The following is a 20,573-nucleotide window of genomic DNA, read 5'->3' as shown; positions in this document are numbered from 1 at the left end:
GGCGTGCAGGACCACTCTACTTGGCGCTGCCGGCCGACCTCAAGGGCCCATCCCGGCCGACGTCCGGGCCGGAGGGGCGACTCCGGACCGGCCCTCGCGGTGGGGAGACGACGCGGTCCGCCGTGGAGTTGATGGGGCCTCCTCCCGTCTGGTGCGCGTCTGAACGTTCGGCGGCCGTCGTTATCCATGGGAGATAAAATGTTAATATATTAATCATTTCGGTGTGGTCGACCGAGACGGTCTCCAGAGAGCTCGCCGAGATCGCGGCGGAGACCGACGACGATGAGCTTATCCTCGCGACCCAGGCGTACCACCACGCGGTACGGCTCCGGTCGTTCGAACTCGCCGCGGGGTGCTTCGCGTCCACGCCACACGAACTTTCGCAGGGTCAGGACGCGGGCCACGAGCCGGTCGGTCTTGGTCGGTGAGCCAGAGAGAGTCGAGATGGGTTTCGACGACTCGCTCGACTTCAAGGCCATCGACTTGCGGGCTGGCCCGGACCTCTACCGGATCGGGAAACGCGGGCAGGGTGTGCTCCTGGGCGATCCGTACAAGGGCGAGATTTCCGCAGGCGGTCCAGGACACCCGGCGCCGCCAGCGAGCCGGCGGCGATCGGTCTCAAGGAATGGGACGGGCCCCGATCGCCGCTAGGCGCATTCGGCACGAGTGATGTGGCGAATACCGGGTCGGAGGAACGGAGAACTCGAAGGATCGGGCACCTCATCCGGCGTGGTAGATGCCATGCTTGCCAGGCGACGCGTCCGGAGATGTCAGTGAGCTGTCGAACTCCTCGGGCGGATGAAGCGTCCAAAGGACATAGAGCACGAGTGTCGAGGAGTTGCGTCGAGCCTCGTAGGATTCGCGCGATCTGGGCGTACCGCGCTCGCCCTGCCGGTCACTGGCACGATAGGTGCTGATGATTCGCCGGCCCTGGGACCGTGTCTCTTCCCATGAAGACTTTTAAGAATCTATCTCAGAACCTAACCCGAACCAACTGCGTACCTTGAGGTGACAGGACGACCCCCACAGGAGACGCAGCCATGGGACGGGAATGTCGAGGGGTCAAGCCGCTGGAGACCATCTGGGAGGTGCCCGACGCCCTCTGGGAGCGGATCGAGCCGATCCTGCTCGAAGACGCCCCGCCGCCGCCCGAGGAGCACGGCGGCCGGGGCCGGATCGACTGGCGGGCGGCCTTCGACGGCATCATCTTCCGCCCCCGCAGCGGCTGCCAGTGGCACACGCTGCCCAGGGAGTATGGCGACGACAGCCCGGTGCACCGCTGGTTCCAGCGGCGGTGCCGCCACGGGGTCTTCGAGCGGATCCGGGCCCTGCTGGTCGAGGAGTGCGACGAGCTGGGCGAGGTCCAATGGCGGTGGCAGGCGGCCGCCGGGCGGCCGGGCAAGGCCCGGTTCGGGGGGGAAACAGACGGGCCCCGACCCGACCGACCGGGCCAAGCCGGGGACCAAGCAGGGCCTGCTGGTCGAGGGCGACGGCGGGCCGCTGGGCGTGGTCATCGCCGGGGCCAACGCCCCGGACTTCACGCTGCTGGAGGCGACGATCCGTGCGGTGGTGACCGAGCGGCCCGACCCCGAGCAGGTCGAGCAGCACCTGTGCCTGGACGCCGGGTATGACAACGGACCGGCTCGTGGGGTGGCCGAGGGGCATGGGTATGTCCCCCACATCCGTCCGGCCCGTGGCGGACCCCGCCCGGAGCGGCGGCCGGGCCGGCGGAAGGCCCGCCGCTGGGTGGTGGAGCGGACGCTGGCCTGGCTGTCGAAGTGTCGGGGGCTGCTGGTCCGCTACGACAAGCATCACGAGAACTCCCTCGGCCTGATCCAACCGGCCTGCGGCCTGCTCTGGTACCGGAGGCTCCACCGGATCAGGGCCGCATGACGGTATTGAGATAGTTACTTAACGCGGAGATATTTTCATCCCTCGATCAGATCCGGGCCGGTCACCCTCGGGCCTCGCGTCGCCCGAGGGGGCCGAACCCCTGGCATGTCGTCCCGAGAATGCCTAGCCTGGGTCGTCGCGGGGCGCTACGATGCGAGGCGACCCGGGCGAATGGTCGCCGCGTATTCCTGGGCCTTGCGGCCGTCCGGCGAGCCCGTCGCATTCGAGCCGATCACCCTCGACTTCCGGCATACCGATGAACGGCATGAAACTCGATCGAAGATGGCGTGTCGGGTTGATCTGGTTCGCGGCCCTGGCGGTCGTCGCCAGTCCCCGCCCATCCACATCCGCGCCGGCGTCCCGCGCCGAGGAGTCGGACCGCCAAGTCGCCGAATGGGTGATCCTGATGGGCGGATCGGTCGGCATCGAGGGGCAGGCCGGGCGCATCCGGGACGTGACGCGACTGCCGGCCGACGAGTTCCAACTGGAGCGGGTGGACCTCGTCGGGACGAACATCCTGCCGCCCGACCTGCAGCGGCTGACCGGCCTGACGCGCCTGAGGTTCCTCGACCTGCCGGGGCCGATGTGGAATCCGAGCGCCGGCGCCCGCATCGACTACAGCGGGGAGCTGCGCCACCTCGCGGGCCTGAACAGCCTCGAAGAACTCAGGTTCAGCTATACTTATCTCGAATCGATCAAGTTCAACGACGAGGGGATCGAAGCGATCGCGCCGCTCGGCCCGACCCTCCGGCGGCTGAGCCTCGAGGACACCCAGGTGAGGGGCCGCCACCTGGCCCCGTTCACGAACCTCGAGGCCCTCGACCTGGTCTACTGCCCGGTCGACGACGAGGGGCTCGAGCAGATGCGGGGCATGTCGGGGCTGCGGCAACTCCTGCTGCGGGATGCTCTGATCAGCGACGAGGGGCTCCGGGACCTCGGCGGCCTGGTCAACCTAGAGCACCTGGATCTAGGCGGCACGAAGATCTCCGACGCCGGGGTCGCGCACCTCGGGGAGCTGAAGAAGCTGAAGAAGCTGAACCTCCAGGGCGTCGACCTGACAGATGAGGGCATCCGCCACCTGGCGGCCATGTCCGGCCTGGAGGAGCTGAACCTGTACGGAACCCGGGTGTCGAACGTGGCCGTCGACGTGCTCATGGGGCTGGAGGGCCTGAGGACGGTCGACCTGCGGTACACCCGGATGACCCGCGCCGGCGTCGAGCGGCTCCACGACGCGATCCCGATGTGCAACCTGATGTTCCAGGACACCTCGGTGCGGCCCGAGCTCCCCGAGGGGGCGGACCGGCTCGTGGCCGGCGGCGACGCGGCGGTGGCCGATTGGGTGCGCTCGATCGGCGGCCGGGCAGTCGTCGAGGACGGCGGGCTGATCGAGATCTCCATGGAAGGGACGAGCGTGACCGACGAGCTGCTCGAGAACCTGGCGGCGCTCGATCGCCTACGCACCCTGTGCCTGCGGTCGACCGAGGTCGGCGACCTGGGCATGCGCCATCTTGCCGGCCTGACCGACCTGGAGACGCTCGACCTTGACGGGACCATGATCTCCGACTCGGGCCTCGAACACCTGGCCGGGCTCGATCGCCTGCGGACGCTCGTCCTCTCCCACACGGAACTGCACGGCCACGGGCTCGCGGCCTTGCAGGACCTCCCCCTCGAGGATCTGCAGCTGGCCGATGCCCCGATCGACGATCAAGGGCTTGCGAATCTCTCGGGGATCGGTACGCTCCGGGACCTCGGGCTGGCTTTCACCGACGTGACCGATGCCGGGCTGGCCGCGCTGGGATCGCTCGAGGACCTGCGGCGGCTCGACCTCGCGGGGACCGACGTCGGCAACCGGGGGATGCCCCACCTGGCCCGGCTCGAGGGGCTCACCGCCCTGCAGCTCGGCTACACGAGGATCACCGACGACGCGATGCAACACCTGGGACGCCTCTCGGGGCTCCAGGAACTGGGGCTGATCCGGACCAGGATCGGCGACGAGAGCATGCCGATCGTGGGTGGTTTCGCCCGGCTCAATTCCCTGAACCTCGACTACACGGAGGTCGGCGACGCGGGGCTGGAGGCCCTCGACGGCCTGGCGGACCTCCGCCGGCTCAGCCTCGACAGCACGCACGTCACCGACGCCAGCGCCCCTCGGTTAGCCCGGTTCCGCAACCTCGACGAGCTCAACCTGTACCACACTTTCATCACCGAGGACGGCTACCGCCGGATTCGCGAGGCGGTGCCGGAATGCACGATCATCTTCGACCCCAGATCGAGCGACCCCAAGCGCCGCCGGAGCTGAACGGGCCCGGGGTCACGCCGCAACGGATCGAGAACCCGATGAATTACCTCGTCCTACCCGTCATCGCCCTCCTCGTCCCGCACCTCGCCGCCCCGACGGCACCGGCCGACGAAGACCCGGCCGCGAGGCTCGCCGCGCTCGGGGCCCGTTGCGAGCGCGACGCCGGCGGCGCGATCATCGGCGTCGACCTGAGCAATGCCTGGCTGACCGATCACGACCTGGAGACCCTGGCCCGCCTGCCGGGGTTGGTGGACATCGACCTGTCATATACGAAGGTCACGGATCTTGGGCTCGAACTCCTGGCGCCGCTGCGGAACGTCAAGCGACTCAACCTCTACTACGCCGAGTACGTCACCGACGTCGGCATCGCGCACCTGAAGCACTGGAGGGACCTCGAAATCCTGGACGTGCGCGGCACGAAGGTGACCAGCGAGGTCTTCGAGCACGTCTCGGGGATGTCGAAGCTCCGGGCCCTGGACGTCGGCCAGAGCCGGGTCAACGACGACCTCTTCGAGGCGCTGGAGGGCCTCGATCGGCTCGAGTCCCTCGCCTTCGGCGGCAACAAGATGAGCGGCGTCGCGCTCCCCCTGCTCAAGACGCTACCCGGCCTGCGGTCGCTGAGCGTCTCCGGCCGGCAGCGGACGGACTCGGGCCTCTGGAGCGTCGCGGTGACGGACTTCAACGTCGGCCACATCGCGGACCTCGGCCGGCTGGAGGAGCTCGACCTCGCCGAGACGACCATCACGGATCGGGGCGTCGCGGAGCTGGCCCGACTGAGCAATCTGCGCGTGCTGGACTTGAGCGGCACGAAGGTCACCGCCCGGGGGATCGAGGCGCTGGCCGGGCTGCCGAACCTGCGGCATCTAAAGCTCTGGAACGCCCCGGGGATCGACGATGCCGCCGTCCCGGCGCTGCTGAAACTGGAGGGCCTGGAGGCCCTCGAACTGCAGGAGACGAACCTCTCGGCACGGGGGGTGGCCCAACTCGCCGGGATGACGGGCCTGGAGCAGCTCTTCCTCGGTGGCATCGACGTCACGCCGGAGGAGGTCGATGCCCTCGGCGATGCCCTCCCGTCGTGTCGGGTGAGCTGGTGGGAGGCTCCGGTGATCATCGAGCCCGAGTCGGATCGCCGAGGCGGATGAGGCGCCCTCGACCCCAGGGCCGGGGCCCCGCCCGCACCCTCCGGCGCCGGAGGGTCCGATGTACGACCTCTGCCACCCGGCCGCGCATCGGACCGATCGGGACGCAGGTCAAAGGCCGGATACCCGTGGGCGGGCCTCGCCCCGCCCACGGAAATCGGATCGTCCGGAGGGTCAGACCATCTCGGAGAGCTTCTGCTCGCCCGTCGGGAAGTTGCCGATCCGGGCGCCGACGACTTCCTCGGCGAGGGTGAGGTAGAGGTCGCCGACCGTCCCGGTCATCCTCGTGTGAATCCCGGTCTTCATGTTGCCGGCGTGGCCGGCGAGGATCATGGCCAGGCCGGCGTTCTTGTGGGAATTGGCCTCGGCATGCTCGTGGACGAGCAGGGCGCAGGTGTGATCGAGCAGAGTACCGTCGCCCTCGGGGATCGACTCGAGCCTCGCGAGGAAGTAGGCGAACTCCTCGACGTGCCAGCGGCAGATGTCGCGCATGATGCGCTGGCCCTCGGGCGACTCGACCCGCCCATGGGTGTATTCGTGGTGACGCTCGTAGGTGTACCCGAGCCAGGGGAAGCGTGAGAGCCCCTGACACTTGGTGAGCATGTAGGAGGCGACCCTGGTCTGCCGAGACGCGAGCGCGTGGACGAGCAGGTCGGTCTGCAGCTTCGCGATCCGGGGCCAGTCCTTCAGGTCGCCACCCTCGGGCGGCTGCTCGACAACGCTCGAATATTCCGGCGGCAGGCTCGCGACCGAGCGCTCGAGGCTGCGGACCGACGTCAGGTACTCGTCGAGCCGCTGCTGGTCGCCGTAGCCGAGGGCCGACTTCAGCGACCGGGCCTCGTCGCTGACGGCGTCGAGGATGCTCTTCTTGCGCTCGATCCAGTACGGCTCCCTGGAACCGAAGAGGCGGTCGAACAGCCGGTGCGGCAGCATCTCCGGCGGCAGCGGCCGGTCGCGCCCGGCCCAGCTCATGTTGCGCTGGATGCTCTCGCCGAACGACTCCTGGCAGACGCCGATCTGGAGCGACCGGAAGCGGCTTTCCGTGCCGATCTCCCCCGCGATGACCTGGTCGATCGACGGGCCGCCCGCCCCTCGGCCCGAGAACATCTCGCCCGAGACCAGTCCGCTCATCGAGTTGTGGTGGCCGTTGCCGGGGCCCGGCAGGCGGGCGGCCGGGTTGTCGACGCCGCTGATGACGTGGATGTCCTGCCGGAACCGCGAGAGCGGCTGGAGGCAGGGGGTCATCGCGTAATCGGCCCCGTCCTCACGCGGGATCCAGTATTTCTCGATGATGCCGTTGCCGTTGAACCAGTAGACGAAGCGCGTCTCGATCGGGTCGGCCGCGACGCCCGCCCTGGCCGCGTACGCCGTCCCGTTGGGGTTCAGCATCGCCTCGAAGGTCGGCAGGCCGACATGGATCGCGGCGCCCGACAGGCCGACGCCCCTCAAGAACGAGCGGCGGGACAGGGGTGCTCGTGTGGCCATGATCTAATCCGCTCCTCTCTGGAGGAAGAGTTCCGATGTGACGAGGGCGACGATCAATTCGCGGAACCGGAATCCGGAGGCGCGGAACTTCGCGTAGAGGCCGTCGATGACCGCCTGGTCGTTGGCGGTCTCCTGCCGACCGAAGGCGTAGCGGAAGAATTGCTTGGCGATCGATCGCTGGCACGTCTCGCTCTCGGCGAGGAGGAGGCCCAGCTCCTTCGGCGTCGAGAAGCTCGAATCCTCGATGCCCTGGATGTACCCCGAGGTGTCGATCTCGAGCTCGATCGGCGACGAGCCCCGCCCGCGGTCCGAGTCACCCCGCCCGCCGCGAAACTGGAGGCTCAACGTCTCCTGGTAGGCGCCGATCGCGTTGTACTGCTCGAAACCGAGGCCGATCGGGTCGATCAGGCGATGGCACGAGGCGCACGACTCGCTGTTGAGGTGGACCGCGAGCCGCTCGCGATTGGTCATCGGAGCTGCCTCGGTGACGACCGGCAGGTTGGTGTCCACGCCCGCGGGAGGGGGCGGGACCTCCTGGCCGAGGAAGTGATTGCGGACGAACAGGCCGCGGGCGGTCGGAGAGGTCTCCGCCGGGTTGCTCGTCGCGACGAGGAAGGAGCCGTGCCCGAGCACCCCGGAACGGCCGGAATCGGGCGGGTAGGAGACCTTCGCGAATTCCGACTCGGGCGTCGTCAGGTCGTAGAGCCGGGCGAGCTCCGAGCTGACGAAGGTGTAGTCGGCGGTGAAGATCTCCCTGAAATCCCGATCGTTCCAGGCCAGCTCGTTGAACAGGAGCCGCGTCTCCTCCACCATCGCGGCGGCGACCTCGGCGTTGTATTCGCGGAACCGGCGGCGGTCCTTGGTCGCATCCAGGACCCGGTCGAAGCGGAGCCACTGGGCCAGGAATTCGTCCATCGCCGACCGGGCGCGGGGGTCGTCGAGCAGGCGGCGCGCCACGCCCTCGACCCGTCCGGGCGTCGACAGCTCGCCCTCGGCGGCGGCCCGGAACAGCTCGTCGCTCGGCATCGTGTCCCAGAGGAGGTACGAGAGCCGGCTGGCGACCTCGTAGTCCGCATTCGGGCCGTCCGCCCCCCCCTCGATGCGGAACAGGAAGTAGGGCGATTGCAGCATGGTCTCGATGACGATCGAAGCTCCGCGGTGGAAGTCCTGCGTCCGGCCGGCCTCCCGCAGGAACATCTCGCGATAGCGGCCCACCTCGTCCCCATCCAGGGGACGCCGGAAGGCCCTAAGTCCGAATCGCCGGACGAATTCCTCGGCGGCCTCGGCATCGGTCGGCGACTCGGGCTGGCGGGGGATCAGGCCGTGGTGGTCGCCGCCCCGGAAGGCGGCCAGGGCGAGGCGCTCGGCCGCCTTGCCGTAGGCCTCGGCCTGCAACGGCGAGACACCCTGCCCCTCGACCTGGTTTCGGAAGCCGTTGATGAAATCTTCCTTCGGGAAGCCGTTGGCGGGCTGGGACAGGTCGCCGAGGAGGTCGCGGACGGTGTGGTTGTACTGGCTGTGCGTCAGCCGGCGTACCGTCAGGGTCTCCAGGCCCGTCGGCTCGGCCCGGGCGATCTTCTCGCGGGCCTGGCGCACCTCGTCCTCGGTGAGGCCGGCCAGGTAGGTGACCCAGTCCAGCAACAGCGCCTCTTCATCGCTGTCGGGCCTGATCCGACGGCCGCCGGTGTGGTCGATCCGCCTCGTCGGTTTCGTTAGCAAGAGCGATTGCAGGGGGTCACCCGGGTCGACGAGGTCGATCATCGAGAGCCCGAACGCCTCGATCCGGGCCTCGTCGGCATCCGGGTCCGGGAATTCGAGGAGCGTGCCCGAGGCCACGCCGTTGTCGCTGTGGCACCGCTCGCACTGCACCGCCTGCAGGACCGGGTAGACCCGTTCGATGAAGAACGACTCATCGCGGACGTCCGACGCCCGAGCGGCTGCAACCTGCCCGATCGCCGTGGTCGCGGCGGCGATCAGGGACGCGGCCACCATCGCCCACCTTGGCCCTCGTCTTCGCATGGTATGACTCCTGGCCATCGACGGTCACCCACCCGCGAACGGGACAGGTGAGGCGAACGCTCGGCGAGTGCCCCGAGGTACGCGATCCCCTCGGCCGCGGCGATCTAGGCGATCTGCCTGGGATGGCATCGTACCAATTGCCGGACGCGACCGACAGTGCTTCCGGGACTCACGGTCCGTGCGCCCCGGGGGCCGACGGCCCGGAGTCGACGCCGACGAGGGGCCCGCCCCGGCGAACGACCCCCTGAGGTCGTCCCCATCCGAGTCAATCCGAGGTCGATTGCCGGGGCAACGGGGACGGGCCAATCGACAGGAGCCTCGACACGGCTTGCTATCGAATCGGAGCGGCCATCCCTTCGACCGCTTCCTGGCCAACCCGCTGAAGGACGACAAGCTCTGCCGGGAGAAGATCGCCATCGTCGAGGCGCTTGACCGGATGGCGCACCCGGACACCGGCGTGTACCTGCAGGCGGCCACCCACGTCCAGCTCGAGCCGGCCTGGGGCGAGACGGAGGACTCCGCGCCGCCGTTGCGGGCGGCGGACCTCGTCGCCCTGGCGCGGGCCGAGGGTGTCCGCTCCCTGCCGGTGCTGGTCGATGCCATGGCCGATCCCGCCAGGGACGTGCGGATCGCGGCGGCCGGGGCGCTGGGGGGCGTCGGGAACGAGGCCGCCGGCCTGGTGCTGCGGCTGAAAGTCCGCCTCGGCGACCGCGATCCCGAGGTGTTCTCCGAATACCTCGGCGGCCTTCTGGCGGTGGATGCTGGGGAGAACCTGCCACTGGTCGCCAATTACCCCGATCCGGCCAATCCCGTCGCCTGCGAGGCGGCGGCCAGGGCGCTGGGCAAGTCCCGGCTGCCCGAGGCGTTCGATCCGCTCGCGGATTGCTGGCGGCGGGCCCACTCGGTCGAACTGAAGCGGCATCTCCTCCTGGCCGTCGCCATCCTCCGACGCCCCACCGCGCTCGACTTCCTGGCCGGGATCGTCGCGTCCGAGCCGGATCCGGACGCGACCGCCGCCCTGTCGGCCCTTGGGGTCTACAAGGACGACCCTCGCCTGCGCGAGGGGATCGCGGGGATCGTCGAGGACCGGGATCGCCCGGTGATCCGGGCCGCGTTCGGGCGCGAGTTTCGTTACTGATCGGTGCGCAAAGTAGATCGAGTTCTTCGGCCAACTACTCAATAGAGTTGCTGCACAATGGACCCTTGACGGCCTAACGGCGTACCGTGCCCCTCCTGATCACCGATTAGGCATACATCAAGTTGTGCAGGCCGGCCACGTTCTTCATGATCAGCGTGTGGCTACGATCCGGATTGCGATACCGCTCCGCAGCGATCCGCCACACCTTCATCGCGCCCCGGCCGGAACCCGATGCCGAGAGATTGAGATCCATGGCGATGCCGCGATACCTCGTCGCGGGGCTGCTCACCCCGCTGGCCCTATCGGCCGCGCCCCTGGCGGCCGACGACCTGTCCGATCGACTCCGAGTGCCCCCCGGCTTCTCGGTCGAGCGCGTGGCCGGCGAGCCGCTGATCCGCTTCCCCATGTTCGCTGCCTGGGACGACCGCGGGCGGCTGTACGTGGCCGAGTCGTCGGGCAACGACCTCTACGAGGAGCTGTCGGTCCAGGCCCGCAACTGCCGGGTCACCCGGCTGGAGGACCGCGACGGCGACGGCCGGTTCGACCACGCCGAGGTCTTCGCCGACGACCTCGTCTTCCCCATGGGCCTTGCCTGGCGCGACGGGGCGCTGTACGTCGCCGACCCGCCCGACCTCGTCGCCTTCGTCGACCGCGACGGCGACGGCCGAGCCGACGACCGCACCGCGATCCTCGGCGGCTTCGGCCACCGCGACAACGGCAGCCTCCACGGGCTGATCTTCGGCCCGGACGACCGGCTCTACATGACCATGGGCAACCCGGACGGCTATCGGTTGCATCGGGCCGACGGCACGGTCCTGGCCGGGACCAACGGTGCGCTGCTGCGGTGCAACCCCGACGGCTCGGGCCCCGAGGTCGTCTCCCGGGGGTTCACCAACCTGGTCGAGGTCGCCTTCCTGCCCGACGGCTCGATCATCGGCACAGACAACTGGTTCCAGGATCCCAGCGGCGGGCTCCGCGATGCCCTCGTGCATCTGGTCGAGGGGGCCCTCTACCCGCAGAATTCGTACACGGACGAGACGTTCCACGTCGTCACCGGCGAGCCGCTGCCCCCGGTGTCGCTGCTGCCCGTGACCGGCATCAGCGGTGTCGCCCGGCTCCGGGGCCCGATGTGGCCCGAGGCGATGCGCGGCGACCTGCTCTCGGCCCAGCACAACACGCGCAAGGTCGCCCGGCACGTCCTGGTCCGCCGCGGCTCGACCAAGTCGAGCCGCGATGCGAGCTTCCTCACCACCGACGACCCGGACTTCCACCCCTCGGACGTCCTGGAGGACGCCGACGGCAGCTTGCTGGTGATCGACACCGGCGCCTGGTACGTCCAGCACTGCCCCACCGGGAAGATCCGGCCCACCCGGGCGCCCGGCGGCATCTACCGGGTGCGCCACGAGACGCCCCGATCCGCGCCGTCCGACCCGTGGGGCCTCGCCCTCGACTGGGACGGGGCGACCGAGGCCGAGCTGGCCGATCGGCTGGCCGACCCGAGGCCGATGGTCGCCGACCGGGCGGTCGCCGAGCTGGCCCGTCGGCCCGACCGCGCGCCGGACGCCCTGCGTGCCTGGCTGCCGACGGCCGACGACCGGGAGGTGAAGCAGCGGGCCTTCTGGTTGCTCGCCCGGTGCCCCGGCCCGACCTCGGCGGAGGCCCTCCGCTCGGCCCTGGATGGGGACGATGCCGAGCTGGTCATGGTCGCCGCGCGCTGCCTGGCCCTGGTCGGCGACCGCGGCGGCGAGCCTCGTCTCCGAACGCTGCTCTCGGCCCCCGACCCCGCCGTTCGCCTGGCCGCCGCCGAGGCGCTGGCCCATTGCGGCGGCCCGTCGAGCCTGGACGCCCTCTGGGACGCCCTGGCCGAGCGGCCCGATCCCTTCCTGGAGCACGCGCTCATCTACGCCGCCTCGAAGCATGCCGACGCGGCCGGACTCCGATCGGCCCTGGAGCGGCCCGAGCCCGACGTGCAGCGGGCGGCCCTGCTGCTGCTGGACCAGCCCCCGCACGCGTGCCTCGATCGCGAGGCGCTGGTAGCGCGTACCGGGGCGGACGACCCCCGGCTGCGCCGGACTGCCCTGGAGATCCTGGAGCGCCACTCCGAGTGGGCCGACCACGCCGCCGGCCTGATCCGCTCCTGGCTCCGGGACGACGCCCCGTCCCCCGAGCAGCGGCAGCGTCTCGACGCGCTGGTCCAGGCCTTCCAGGGCCGCGAGGAGGTCGCCGGGCTGGTGGCCCGGGGCGTCGCCGGCGACGAGCCGGGGATCTCCGGCCCGGGTCGTCGGCTGCTGCTGGAGGCGATGGTCCGCTCGCTCGCGGCCGAGGTGCCCCCGGCCTGGAGCCGGGCCATCGGCCGCGCTCTGGACGACCCCGACCCGGCGATCCGCAACCTCGCCGCCGCGACCGCCGCGGCCCTAGCCCCCGACGAGCACGCCCCGAGGCTGGCCGCCCTGGCCGAAGACGCGGTGATCGACGATGGCCTGCGGCTGGTGCTGCTCCGCGCGGTGGCCCGGAGCCGGCCTCGGCCTTCCCCCGAGGCGTTCGGCTGGCTGCTCGACCGCCTGGGAGACGCCGGCCGGCCGGTCGACCAGCTCGCCGCGGCCGAGGTGCTCGCTCGCTCGGAACTGGCCCCCGGCCAGCTCGAACGGGTCCTGTCGGCCGCCCGCGACGAGGCGCTCATTTCCCCCTCGGTCCTGCTGCCGCTGCTCGGCCGCCCCGCCGACGACCGGACGGCCGCGGCGATCGTCGCCTTCCTCGCCGCCCGCGTCGACGGCGGCTGGCGCCCGCCGGAGGGCGAGGTTGAAGCCCTGGTCGAGCGTCTGCCCGCCGCTGCGCGCCCCGACGCCGAGCGGCTCCTCGACCGGCTGCACTCCGCCCGGGAGCAGCAGGCGGAGGAGCTGGCCCGCTACCTCCCCCTGATCCGGGGCGGCGACCCCGAACGCGGCCGCGCCGTCTATTTCGGCGAGGAGGCGGCCTGCTCGGCCTGCCACCGGATCGGCACCCAAGGCGGCGCGATCGGCCCGGATCTGACCGGCATCGGCGCCAGCCGCTCCGCGCACGACCTGCTCGAATCGATCCTCTTCCCCGGCTCCACGATCGCCCAGGGGTTCGAGAACTACCTGGTCGAGACGGTCGACGGCCAGCTCCACTCCGGCATCATCGGCCGGCAGACGCAAGACCTCGTGGTGCTCCTCGATTCGACCCGCCAGGAGCGCCGGATCGCCCGCAACCGGATCGAGCGGATGCAGCGGCAGTCGACCTCGATCATGCCCGACGGCCTCGGCCTCGTGCTGTCGAGCGACCAGTTGCGGGACCTGCTAGCGTTCCTGCAGGACCAGACGGAGGCGGCGCCCTGAGGGGCGTCGCGAACGGAACCGCCCCCGGCCCGATCGACCCGAGGCGCCCCGATGACGACCATCCTAGTCCCGATCCTGACAGCCCTACTGGCCGTTGGTGGCCCCCTCGCCGCGGCCCCGGCGCCGCTCCGAGACGATTCGGACGACCCGGACGACGGCGGCTGGATCGACCTCTTCAACGGCCGCGACTTGGCCGGCTAGGAGCCGATCCTGGGCACGCCCCCCGGCGAGGCACGGCCGACGCCCGCGAACCGCGACCCCCTGGGCGTCTTCCGGGTCGTCACGGAGGACGGCGAGTCGGCCATTCGGATCTCCGGCGAGGCCCTCGGCGGCCTGACGACGGCGGAGGCGTTCTGCAACTACCGGCTCTGGCTCGAATTCAAGTGGGGCGACGAGCGCTTCCCACCGCGGGCGGACCTCCCTCGCGACAGCGGGCTGATGTACCACGGGGTCGGCGCGCCCGACCCGGCCACCGGCTGGCTCGAATCGGCGCAATTCGGCATCCTCGAAGGCGGTGAGACGGGCGACTTCTACGGCGTCCCCGGCGCCCACGGGGCCCGCGTCGTGGCCGACGTCCGCGGCGAGGGGATCCCTGCCCCGGAACGGCGCTACCCTTCCCAGTCGATCCGGTATCGGCCCGACGGCCGCCCGTTCGTCGGGACGACGGCCGGCATCCTCAACCGCGGCGACCGCGAGCGCCCCGTCGGGCAGTGGAATGCCCTGGAGCTGATCTGCTTCGGTCCGCGGGCGATCCACGTCGTCAACGGCGAGCCGAGCCTCGCCGTTACCAACCTCCGCCGCCGGCTCGACGGGCGCGAAGTGCCCCTGGTGGCGGGCCGGCTGCAATTGCAATCCGAGGGCGCGGAGATGTTCTTTCGCCGCGGACAAATCAGGCCGATCGACGCGACTCCGCCCGAGTTCCGCGACGAGCGACCGGTCGGCCCTCCCGCCCCTGCGCCTCGCACCGGCCGCTGACTAAACGTCCGACCGGGTCCCGACGGGGATCGTCACCCCGACGACCCTACCCCAGGCAAGCGGGGGCAGACGCCGACCGCCCCACGCTTGCTGGATGCGGCCCGGTCAACCGGCCGCAGAGGGAGCGGATCGTCGCCGATCCGCGGAGATCGGGGCCTAGCAACGATTCTGTCCAAAATAGGCCATCGTCTTCACAGTTCCTTCGCAAAGGCCCCGCGGGCCCATTCGCCTCTGCTCGTATTGGAGCGTCGTCGCCCATCGCAGGAGCTAGCGGCCCGACGTACGCCTCCCGATCTTCCACCTCGGGAGCGATGGCTGCTGGAACGAATTGCGTGAGGACGGTGGGCCGGTGGACACACCGCGAACGGCACGCTACGCCTCGTATTCTCCGACCTTCGAGGCCGACCTTCACGACGCGGAATTCCGCCGGGCGGCGTGCCGTGTATTGATCAGCACCTACTTCACGCCTTAGGGGATTGAAAGGACAAAACTCTTCCGTATCCTGAGACCTTCGCACCAGGAGATCAAGGAGATACGCAGATGCGGCCCAGCCCCGAGATGATCCCCGTCCTCATCGATGCCGCCAAGGCCCTCAAGGGCAGTCCGAAGCGAGTCTTCATGGCCAAGACCGTCGCAGCGATGGGGCGGGGTGGACAACGCTGGGCCCAGGAGCATCTCGGCTGGTGCCGGGAGACCATCCGCAAGGGCACGCACGAACTCCGCTCGGGCATGACCTGCGTGGACGCCTTCTCGGCCCGCCGTCGCAAGCCCGCCGAGGAGCACTTGCCCCGACTCCTCGATGACATCCGCAGCATCGCCGACGGGCAGAGCCAGGCCGACCCCAAGTTCCAGACCAAGGGGCTCTTCACCCGGATCAGTGCCGCCGAGGTCCGACGCCAGTTGATCGCCACGAAGGGCTACACCGACGAGGAGTTGCCCACCCAGCAGACCATCAACACCAAGCTGAACCTGCTGGGCTATCGCCTCTCCAGGGTGGCCAAGTGCCGCCCCCAAAAAGAGTCCCGCAGACCGATGCCATCTTCGATCAACTGAAGGCGGTCAACCCCGAGGCGGATCGGGCCAGGGGCACCCTGCGGCTCTCGATCGACGCCAAGGCGACGGTGCATGTCGGCCCCTTCTCACGGCGGGGCCGGAGCCGGACCGGCACGAAGGCGGCGGATCACGACTTCAAGCCCGTGGCGACGCTGACCCCCTTCGGCATCTTCCTGCCCGAGCACGACGACCTGTGGCTGTACATGGCCCGGTCGAAGGTCACCAGCGACTTCATCGCCGATCGCCTGGAGCAATGGTGGGAGGGCGTCCGCCTGCGGTTCCTGCGGGTCAAGACGCTGGTGATCAACCTGGACAACGGCCCGGAGAACCACAGCCGGCGGAGCCAGTTCCTCAAGCGGATCGTGGCCTTCGCCCGCAAGTATCGCCTGGTGGTGCAGTTGGCGTACTACCCGCCGTACCACAGCAAGTACAACCCGATCGAGCGGTGCTGGGGCGTGCTGGAGATGCACTGGAACGGGTCGCTGCTGGACTCGGTGGAGGCGGTGTTGGGATTCGCCCGATCGATGACCTGGAAGCGGAAGCACCCGGTGGTCAGCCTGGTGGAGACGACCTACGCCAAGGGGGTCAGGCTGAAGCCCGAGGAGATGGAGGCGTTGGAGGCCGAGGTGATCCGCCTGCCGTCGCTTGAGAAGTGGTTCGTGAAGATCCCTCGTAAGCGAGGCAGGCCACGGAAGACGTAGCTTCTTTCTGGTGCCTTAGGAGCGATTGGCCCTCGGGGTCCTGGTTGGCGAGCCGTGACCGATCGACAGGGAGGATGAGACATCGACCGAGACGGGTCGGGAGGCAGACTCAAATCTGGCGAGGGGGAGCGGGTGCTCGACCCGATTCCGACTCGATGTGGTCGCGGCCTACAACTACACCTGTGCCCTGACCGGCCGCCGCCTGACGACGGTCACGGCCGGGAGCCTGGTCGACGCTGCATACATCCGCCCTCCCAGACTGCGATCGACGCCCCACTTGGAACAGGCTCTGAGCGCATGATGGGCGATTCGAGGGGCCAAGCGATGGAGGGCGGCGCGTGGGCACCCCATTCGGGACGTGTATGGCCTTGAGGTTCTCTGGACGGGGACTTGATCGTAGTCACGCCGCCGCCTGGACGCCACCGACGAGGTCCCGCCGCACCTGGCTCGGTGTCCGGTGACCATGGCGGCGGATCACCCACCGCTCGTTGTACGTCCTCTTGAACTCACCCAACGCCTCGGCCAACTCCACCACCGTGGCGAACGACCTCACCCGGAGCAACTGCTCCTTCAGCGTGCGGACGAATCGCTCGGCGCAGCCGTTGCCCTCCGGTTCCCGCACGAAGCTCGGCGAGCTGGCCATGCCGAGGAAGGTCAGCTCCCGCTGGAAGTCGTCGCTCATGTAGGCGCTGCCGTGGTCGTGGCGGATCGCCAGGCCACGGGCGATGCCCCGGTCGAAGCCGCCGAAGTGCTCCCGCACCCCCTGGCGCAGCGGCTCCAGCGCCTCGAAACGCTCGCCTCGCTCGGCCACGTGGAGGCCGACGCACTCGCAGGTGCAGTGGTCGACGGCCACGAAGACGTGGACCAGGCCCTCGCCGGTGGTGACCGTCGTGGTCATGTCCGTGCCCCACATCGAGTCCGGCTCCTCGGTCGTGATGGTGCCGTCGTGGGCCTTCGGCCCGTGCGGGTGGCCGCCCCGGCGGGGGGCCTGGAGGCGGTGCTCCCGCATCAGCCTCCGCACTCGCTCGGAGGCCGTGCGGATGCCCTGATGCCGCAGGCGGGCCCAGACCTTGCGGTAGCCCTCGCCGGTGAACGGCGACTCGGCCAGGACCCGACGGATGTGGCCGACCAGCTCCTCGCCGGTGCCGGCCCCGACCGGCCCCCGCTTGTGCGGCACCGGCCGTTGCTCCGGCGGCACGGCCTCCCGGGCCTTGAGGTAGTAGGCGGTCGAGCGGGCGATCCCGAAGATGCGGCAGACCCGCTGCATGCCGTATCGCTTGCCGGTGCCGGGGGAGGCGGAGCGGGCTAACTGCTCCGCCTCCTCGCGACAAAAGGGCGGCCGCTCTCCAGGTGCTGGCACTTCTGCCCCAGCAGCTCATTGTCCATGGTGAGCTGGCCGACCTTCGCCTGGAGGCGGGCGATCACCTCGTCCCGGTCGTCGGTCGGTCGGCTCTTCAGGGCCGCCGTGCCGCCGTCGAGGAAGCCCTCCCGCCAGGAGGAGAGCGTGGCGGCGGTGACGCCCAGCTCCCGGGAGAGGGAGTCGAGGTCCTCGCCCCGGAGCAGCCGGAGGACGGACTCGGTCTTCCGCCTGGCGGAGAACCGGCCACGATCCTGGGAGTCGGTCTTGGTGCTCTTCTTGGTCATCTCGGGCACTCCTTCCAGGACCATTATGGCCCATGAGAGTGTCCAGAGAAGCCCTCAGGCTAAGGAGACGGTTTTATCTCGGCAGACTTGCTTATCCGGATCCGGGAGGCTTGAGGCCGCCGAATCGCACCGTGCGGATCCCGAGACGGGGGATGCGCAGTCGGATCGTTCGCCTTCCCGCAGCATCGATCAGGGGTTCAAGTTCCTCGATGACGCGGCCGTCGAGTTCGACGAGCTCGACTCTCCCAGCCTCGAAACCGATGCCGAGATCGCCCGGGGTGTCGCCGCCGATGGCGTTGAAGAGCCGCACGTGCAACGCACCGTCCCTCTCGTACATCGCCGGCACTTCCCAATCGGACTCGAGGGGATCGATGAGGGATCGCACGCGAGGTTCGCCGTCGCGGGAGAGGGTGCCCAGGACGGGTTCCTGCCAGCTCGCCGAGATCGCTGAGACGCCTGCTTCCTCCCACCGGCCAGCGTGCGGCATCAGCGCGTAGCGCACTTCGGTCGGCCCGTCGACGGAGTAGTCGCGCCTCCAGAGGCCCTTGCCGGAGTACTGGAGGGTGAGGCCGAGCGGGAAGTCCGGGCCGTGCGTGTAGCTCGTGGTGTGGTCGCCGAAGAGCGTGAGACCGTGATCGCCCTCCTCATCGCCGATGTCCACCCAGTCGAGGATCACGTTGTTCTTGATGTCCTCCCAGGAGTTATAGAAGGTGTCGACGAGATCGCTCTCGCACACGTCGAATGGCGCGCTCTTCGCGACCCGCTGACCCGCGAGCTTGGTCGGAAAGAGGATGAGCAGCTTGTAGCGATCGTCGTAAGCCGGACGTCGACGATTGTCCCAGCCGTTCGTCTCCCGCGATTCGCCGATGCCCGGGTTGCCGCGCCATTCGATCCGCACGGAGCAATCGATCACCGGCGAGCCCTGAGTGATCGAGACGCGCTGCACGAAGGGATGCCCGTCGATCGCGCCGGCGACCTCCGCCGTGGCTCGCAGCGGACCGTCCTCGACGATGCGGACCTCGGCCGGGTGGTCCGCGCTCGACCGGAAGCCGCCCTTCTCGTAGAAATGCCCGCGCAGCTCGTTGAAGCGGCGATCATGCGCCATGTCGACGAATTCGCGGCCGCCCAGCGACTTCGCCTCGAGGCTTCGGATCGTGCCTCCCCGGGCGGGGTCGAGCTCGATGCGGTATCGATCACTTTCCAGGACGACGGCGTGCTCGTCGAACGTGGTCGTCACGCCCCCCTCGGCTGCCTCGTCGTCCTCGACGAGCTCGACGGTCGCGTAGCCCAGCGGCGGCACGGCGGCGCGCACCAGCAGAGTGCTCCGCCCCGGCGTGTCGGACGCAACGACCTGCGTGGAGAAGCAGCGGCAATCGGCATCGATCGAGACGATCCGCGACTGCCCGGCCGTTTCCGGAATCGGCACCGGTGCCACGGCGTCCAGCGCCGCGGCAGTTGGATTGAACAATCGCACGAAGCGTCGCCCTCGCGTCGCTCGACCGCCGAGCAGTGCGTCGAGGGATCGCTGCAGGGAGAGGTCGCTCACCGCATTCGAAAGGTTCGTCCAGCGGCGGACTTGGTCGGCCCAGGTGTTCCCCAATCGGCCATTGTAGGGGACGATCCAGCAGTCGTGGTGCTGGGACAGGAGGACGTTGCGCCAGGCCTCGTCGAAGGAGTTCGTCCCGGGCGGGCGACCGGCGTCGACGAGCGCCATCGCCGCGAGCTTCTCTGCCACGAGCAGCCGGCACTCGGCCTCGCGGCTCTGCTGGGCGATACGCTGCAAGACCTGCGCTCCCCACATCAGCCCGGGCTTCACGTCCTCCTGGGTGAACCGCCAGTCGTGATCGGTTCTCGCTGACGTGACATTCCGGATGTAGTCGCGCCACGTGACATACTTCGACGGCGCGTAGTGGTCCTTCTCCGCCGATCCAAGCCACGGTCCTCCCCGCCATCCGGCATCCTGAAGGCACATGCCCGCGGGGTGTTCGATTCCCTGATCGAAGCACGCCTGGATGTACTCCGGCGAATTCCCGAAGGCGATCGTCTGCCAGCAGGAGCCGGGCTGCAGCGACTCGCATGCGTAGCGCGGCACGGTGAGGATCGAGGAGCCGTCGGGGCCGACCCAGTTCACCAGCTCGCCCCCGTGGGACGAAGTGTAGCCTCCCCAGCATGTGTTGGGGTTCTTGAGCACGGCAAACTCGTAGCCGAATGACCTCAACACCTGCGGCAGACAACTCGTGAAGCACGGCTCTTCGGAGGAATAGGTCGTGAGGATGACTCCCGGGAAGTGCTCGCGCGTCTTCCGGATCCCGTGGTCGAATTGCCGGATCACGCTCTCGCCGGAACTCTGGAAGAGATAGCTCTGTGCGTAGGTCGGGTTCACGATCTCGATGCGGCCCGCATCGGACTGGTCCTCCATGATCGTCTTGAACGCCTCGTAGGCCTCGGGCTCGGAGACGCGGGCGACGTCCCAAGTCTCCGGCTCGATCTCCAAGTTGATCTTCCAGTCCGGATTTGCCCCCAATTGCTCGACGAGGAAGCCCGTGAAACCCGGTGGGTAGTGGCCGTGGACGCCGCCGTGGTAGCCGTCCGCGAAATAGGCCGTCTTCGGCTCGTTGGCGACGGGCGACGGGGCCGAGCAGATGAGGACAATGCAGATGATCATTTTCATGAGAACGTCCGGAATGGGGCGAAGCAGAGCGAGCGAGGAGGCACCCGCACGAGGGGTCGGCGATGGCCGGTGGTGGATGGTCCCGGCCGTTCAGGCTGACATTATAACGAATGCAGATTTATGCTATGAAATTCTGAAAGGACGTGTGCGCCGGCGACCGGGCCGTTGCGCGTTAGCGATCCCGGCGTCCGCCCTCCGTT

At 69.3% G+C, this 20,573-nt stretch carries 14 protein-coding genes and 2 pseudogenes; 11 read left to right on the top strand and 5 right to left on the bottom strand.

Annotated elements, in window-relative coordinates:
- The first annotated feature begins 221 nt into the window (after positions 1 to 221).
- The 5 genes and pseudogenes from ElP_RS27900 (at position 222) to ElP_RS27880 (ending at position 5,334) form a co-directional block, all read left to right on the top strand.
- On the top strand, positions 222 to 428 hold the full coding sequence (locus ElP_RS27900) for a hypothetical protein (RefSeq protein WP_145275826.1): 207 nt from the start codon (positions 222 to 224) through the stop codon (positions 426 to 428).
- Positions 429 to 444: 16 nt separating this feature from the next.
- A pseudogene (locus tag ElP_RS41415) lies at positions 445 to 564 on the top strand (DUF4385 family protein); the annotation flags it as partial.
- A 524-nt stretch (positions 565 to 1,088) separates the two neighbouring features.
- Positions 1,089 to 1,893, top strand: a protein-coding gene (locus ElP_RS27890; protein ID WP_145279034.1) for an IS5 family transposase whose coding sequence is annotated in 2 segments (ribosomal slippage) — positions 1,089 to 1,405 and positions 1,404 to 1,893 — 807 coding nt in all. Because the reading frame shifts where the segments join, the coding sequence is not laid out codon by codon here.
- 265 nt (positions 1,894 to 2,158) lie between these two features.
- Positions 2,159 to 4,192 carry a leucine-rich repeat domain-containing protein gene (locus ElP_RS27885; protein ID WP_197446441.1) on the top strand — a complete coding sequence of 678 codons (2,034 nt, stop codon included), beginning with the start codon at positions 2,159 to 2,161 and terminating at the stop codon, positions 4,190 to 4,192.
- 38 nt (positions 4,193 to 4,230) lie between these two features.
- Positions 4,231 to 5,334 (top strand): leucine-rich repeat domain-containing protein, encoded by a 1,104-nt coding sequence (locus ElP_RS27880; protein ID WP_197446440.1) that lies wholly within the window; start codon positions 4,231 to 4,233, stop codon positions 5,332 to 5,334.
- Positions 5,335 to 5,505: 171 nt separating this feature from the next.
- Here the strand turns inward: ElP_RS27880 and ElP_RS27875 are convergent, their stop codons facing one another.
- Entirely contained in the window at positions 5,506 to 6,816 is a 1,311-nt protein-coding gene (locus ElP_RS27875; RefSeq protein WP_145275819.1) for a DUF1552 domain-containing protein, read from the bottom strand.
- 3 nt (positions 6,817 to 6,819) lie between these two features.
- Positions 6,820 to 8,808, bottom strand: a complete 1,989-nt coding sequence (locus tag ElP_RS27870) for a DUF1592 domain-containing protein (RefSeq protein ID WP_197446439.1) — start codon at positions 8,806 to 8,808, stop codon at positions 6,820 to 6,822.
- Positions 8,809 to 9,163: 355 nt separating this feature from the next.
- Between ElP_RS27870 and ElP_RS27865 the strand changes: the two genes are divergently transcribed.
- Complete coding sequence (locus ElP_RS27865; RefSeq protein ID WP_145275815.1) at positions 9,164 to 9,973, top strand: HEAT repeat domain-containing protein; 810 nt, start codon at positions 9,164 to 9,166, stop codon at positions 9,971 to 9,973.
- A gap of 106 nt (positions 9,974 to 10,079) precedes the next feature.
- On the opposite strand, the gene ElP_RS27860 is transcribed toward ElP_RS27865, so the two are convergent.
- Entirely contained in the window at positions 10,080 to 10,226 is a 147-nt protein-coding gene (locus tag ElP_RS27860) for a hypothetical protein (protein WP_197446438.1), read from the bottom strand.
- On the opposite strand from ElP_RS27860, the gene ElP_RS27855 reads away from it, so the two are divergent.
- The 5 genes from ElP_RS27855 to ElP_RS41410 all read left to right on the top strand — a co-directional run bounded on the left by ElP_RS27855 (position 10,225) and on the right by ElP_RS41410 (position 16,058).
- On the top strand, positions 10,225 to 13,329 hold the full coding sequence (locus ElP_RS27855; protein WP_197446437.1) for a PVC-type heme-binding CxxCH protein: 3,105 nt from the start codon (positions 10,225 to 10,227) through the stop codon (positions 13,327 to 13,329). The two genes, ElP_RS27860 and ElP_RS27855, sit on opposite strands and share 2 nt — an antisense overlap.
- Before the next feature lie 51 nt (positions 13,330 to 13,380).
- On the top strand, positions 13,381 to 13,530 hold the full coding sequence (locus ElP_RS38815; RefSeq protein WP_197446436.1) for a hypothetical protein: 150 nt from the start codon (positions 13,381 to 13,383) through the stop codon (positions 13,528 to 13,530).
- Positions 13,531 to 13,536: 6 nt separating this feature from the next.
- A complete protein-coding gene (locus ElP_RS27850) occupies positions 13,537 to 14,304 on the top strand; it encodes a 3-keto-disaccharide hydrolase (protein ID WP_145275812.1) in 768 nt (255 codons plus the stop codon).
- A 349-nt stretch (positions 14,305 to 14,653) separates the two neighbouring features.
- Positions 14,654 to 14,776, top strand: a complete 123-nt coding sequence (locus ElP_RS40800; RefSeq protein ID WP_261344388.1) for a hypothetical protein — start codon at positions 14,654 to 14,656, stop codon at positions 14,774 to 14,776.
- A gap of 68 nt (positions 14,777 to 14,844) precedes the next feature.
- A protein-coding gene (locus ElP_RS41410) for an ISAzo13 family transposase (RefSeq protein ID WP_390834704.1) occupies positions 14,845 to 16,058 on the top strand; the annotation gives its coding sequence in 2 pieces (ribosomal slippage) (positions 14,845 to 15,322 and positions 15,322 to 16,058; 1,215 coding nt in all).
- Positions 16,059 to 16,458: 400 nt separating this feature from the next.
- Here the strand turns inward: ElP_RS41410 and ElP_RS27840 are convergent.
- Both ElP_RS27840 and ElP_RS27835 read right to left on the bottom strand, forming a co-directional pair.
- A pseudogene (locus tag ElP_RS27840) lies at positions 16,459 to 17,702 on the bottom strand (IS3 family transposase).
- Positions 17,703 to 17,793: 91 nt separating this feature from the next.
- Positions 17,794 to 20,373 (bottom strand): glycoside hydrolase family 38 C-terminal domain-containing protein, encoded by a 2,580-nt coding sequence (locus tag ElP_RS27835; protein WP_145275810.1) that lies wholly within the window; start codon positions 20,371 to 20,373, stop codon positions 17,794 to 17,796.
- Positions 20,374 to 20,573 lie beyond the last annotated feature (200 nt).

This window comes from Tautonia plasticadhaerens (genome assembly GCF_007752535.1).
GTDB classification, from domain to species: Bacteria; Planctomycetota; Planctomycetia; order Isosphaerales; family Isosphaeraceae; genus Tautonia; species Tautonia plasticadhaerens.
This window is presented reverse-complemented; position numbering and strand designations above follow the sequence as displayed.

Coding starts and splice junctions, on each gene's coding strand:
- ElP_RS27885 (WP_197446441.1), top strand. CDS start 2,159: ATGAAACTCGATCGAAGATGGCGTGTCGGGTTGATCTGGTTCGCGGCC.
- ElP_RS27880 (WP_197446440.1), top strand. CDS start 4,231: ATGAATTACCTCGTCCTACCCGTCATCGCCCTCCTCGTCCCGCACCTC.
- ElP_RS27875 (WP_145275819.1), bottom strand. CDS start 6,816: ATGGCCACACGAGCACCCCTGTCCCGCCGCTCGTTCTTGAGGGGCGTC.
- ElP_RS27870 (WP_197446439.1), bottom strand. CDS start 8,808: ATGGTGGCCGCGTCCCTGATCGCCGCCGCGACCACGGCGATCGGGCAG.
- ElP_RS27855 (WP_197446437.1), top strand. CDS start 10,225: ATGGCGATGCCGCGATACCTCGTCGCGGGGCTGCTCACCCCGCTGGCC.
- ElP_RS27860 (WP_197446438.1), bottom strand. CDS start 10,226: ATGGATCTCAATCTCTCGGCATCGGGTTCCGGCCGGGGCGCGATGAAG.
- ElP_RS38815 (WP_197446436.1), top strand. CDS start 13,381: ATGACGACCATCCTAGTCCCGATCCTGACAGCCCTACTGGCCGTTGGT.
- ElP_RS27835 (WP_145275810.1), bottom strand. CDS start 20,373: ATGAAAATGATCATCTGCATTGTCCTCATCTGCTCGGCCCCGTCGCCC.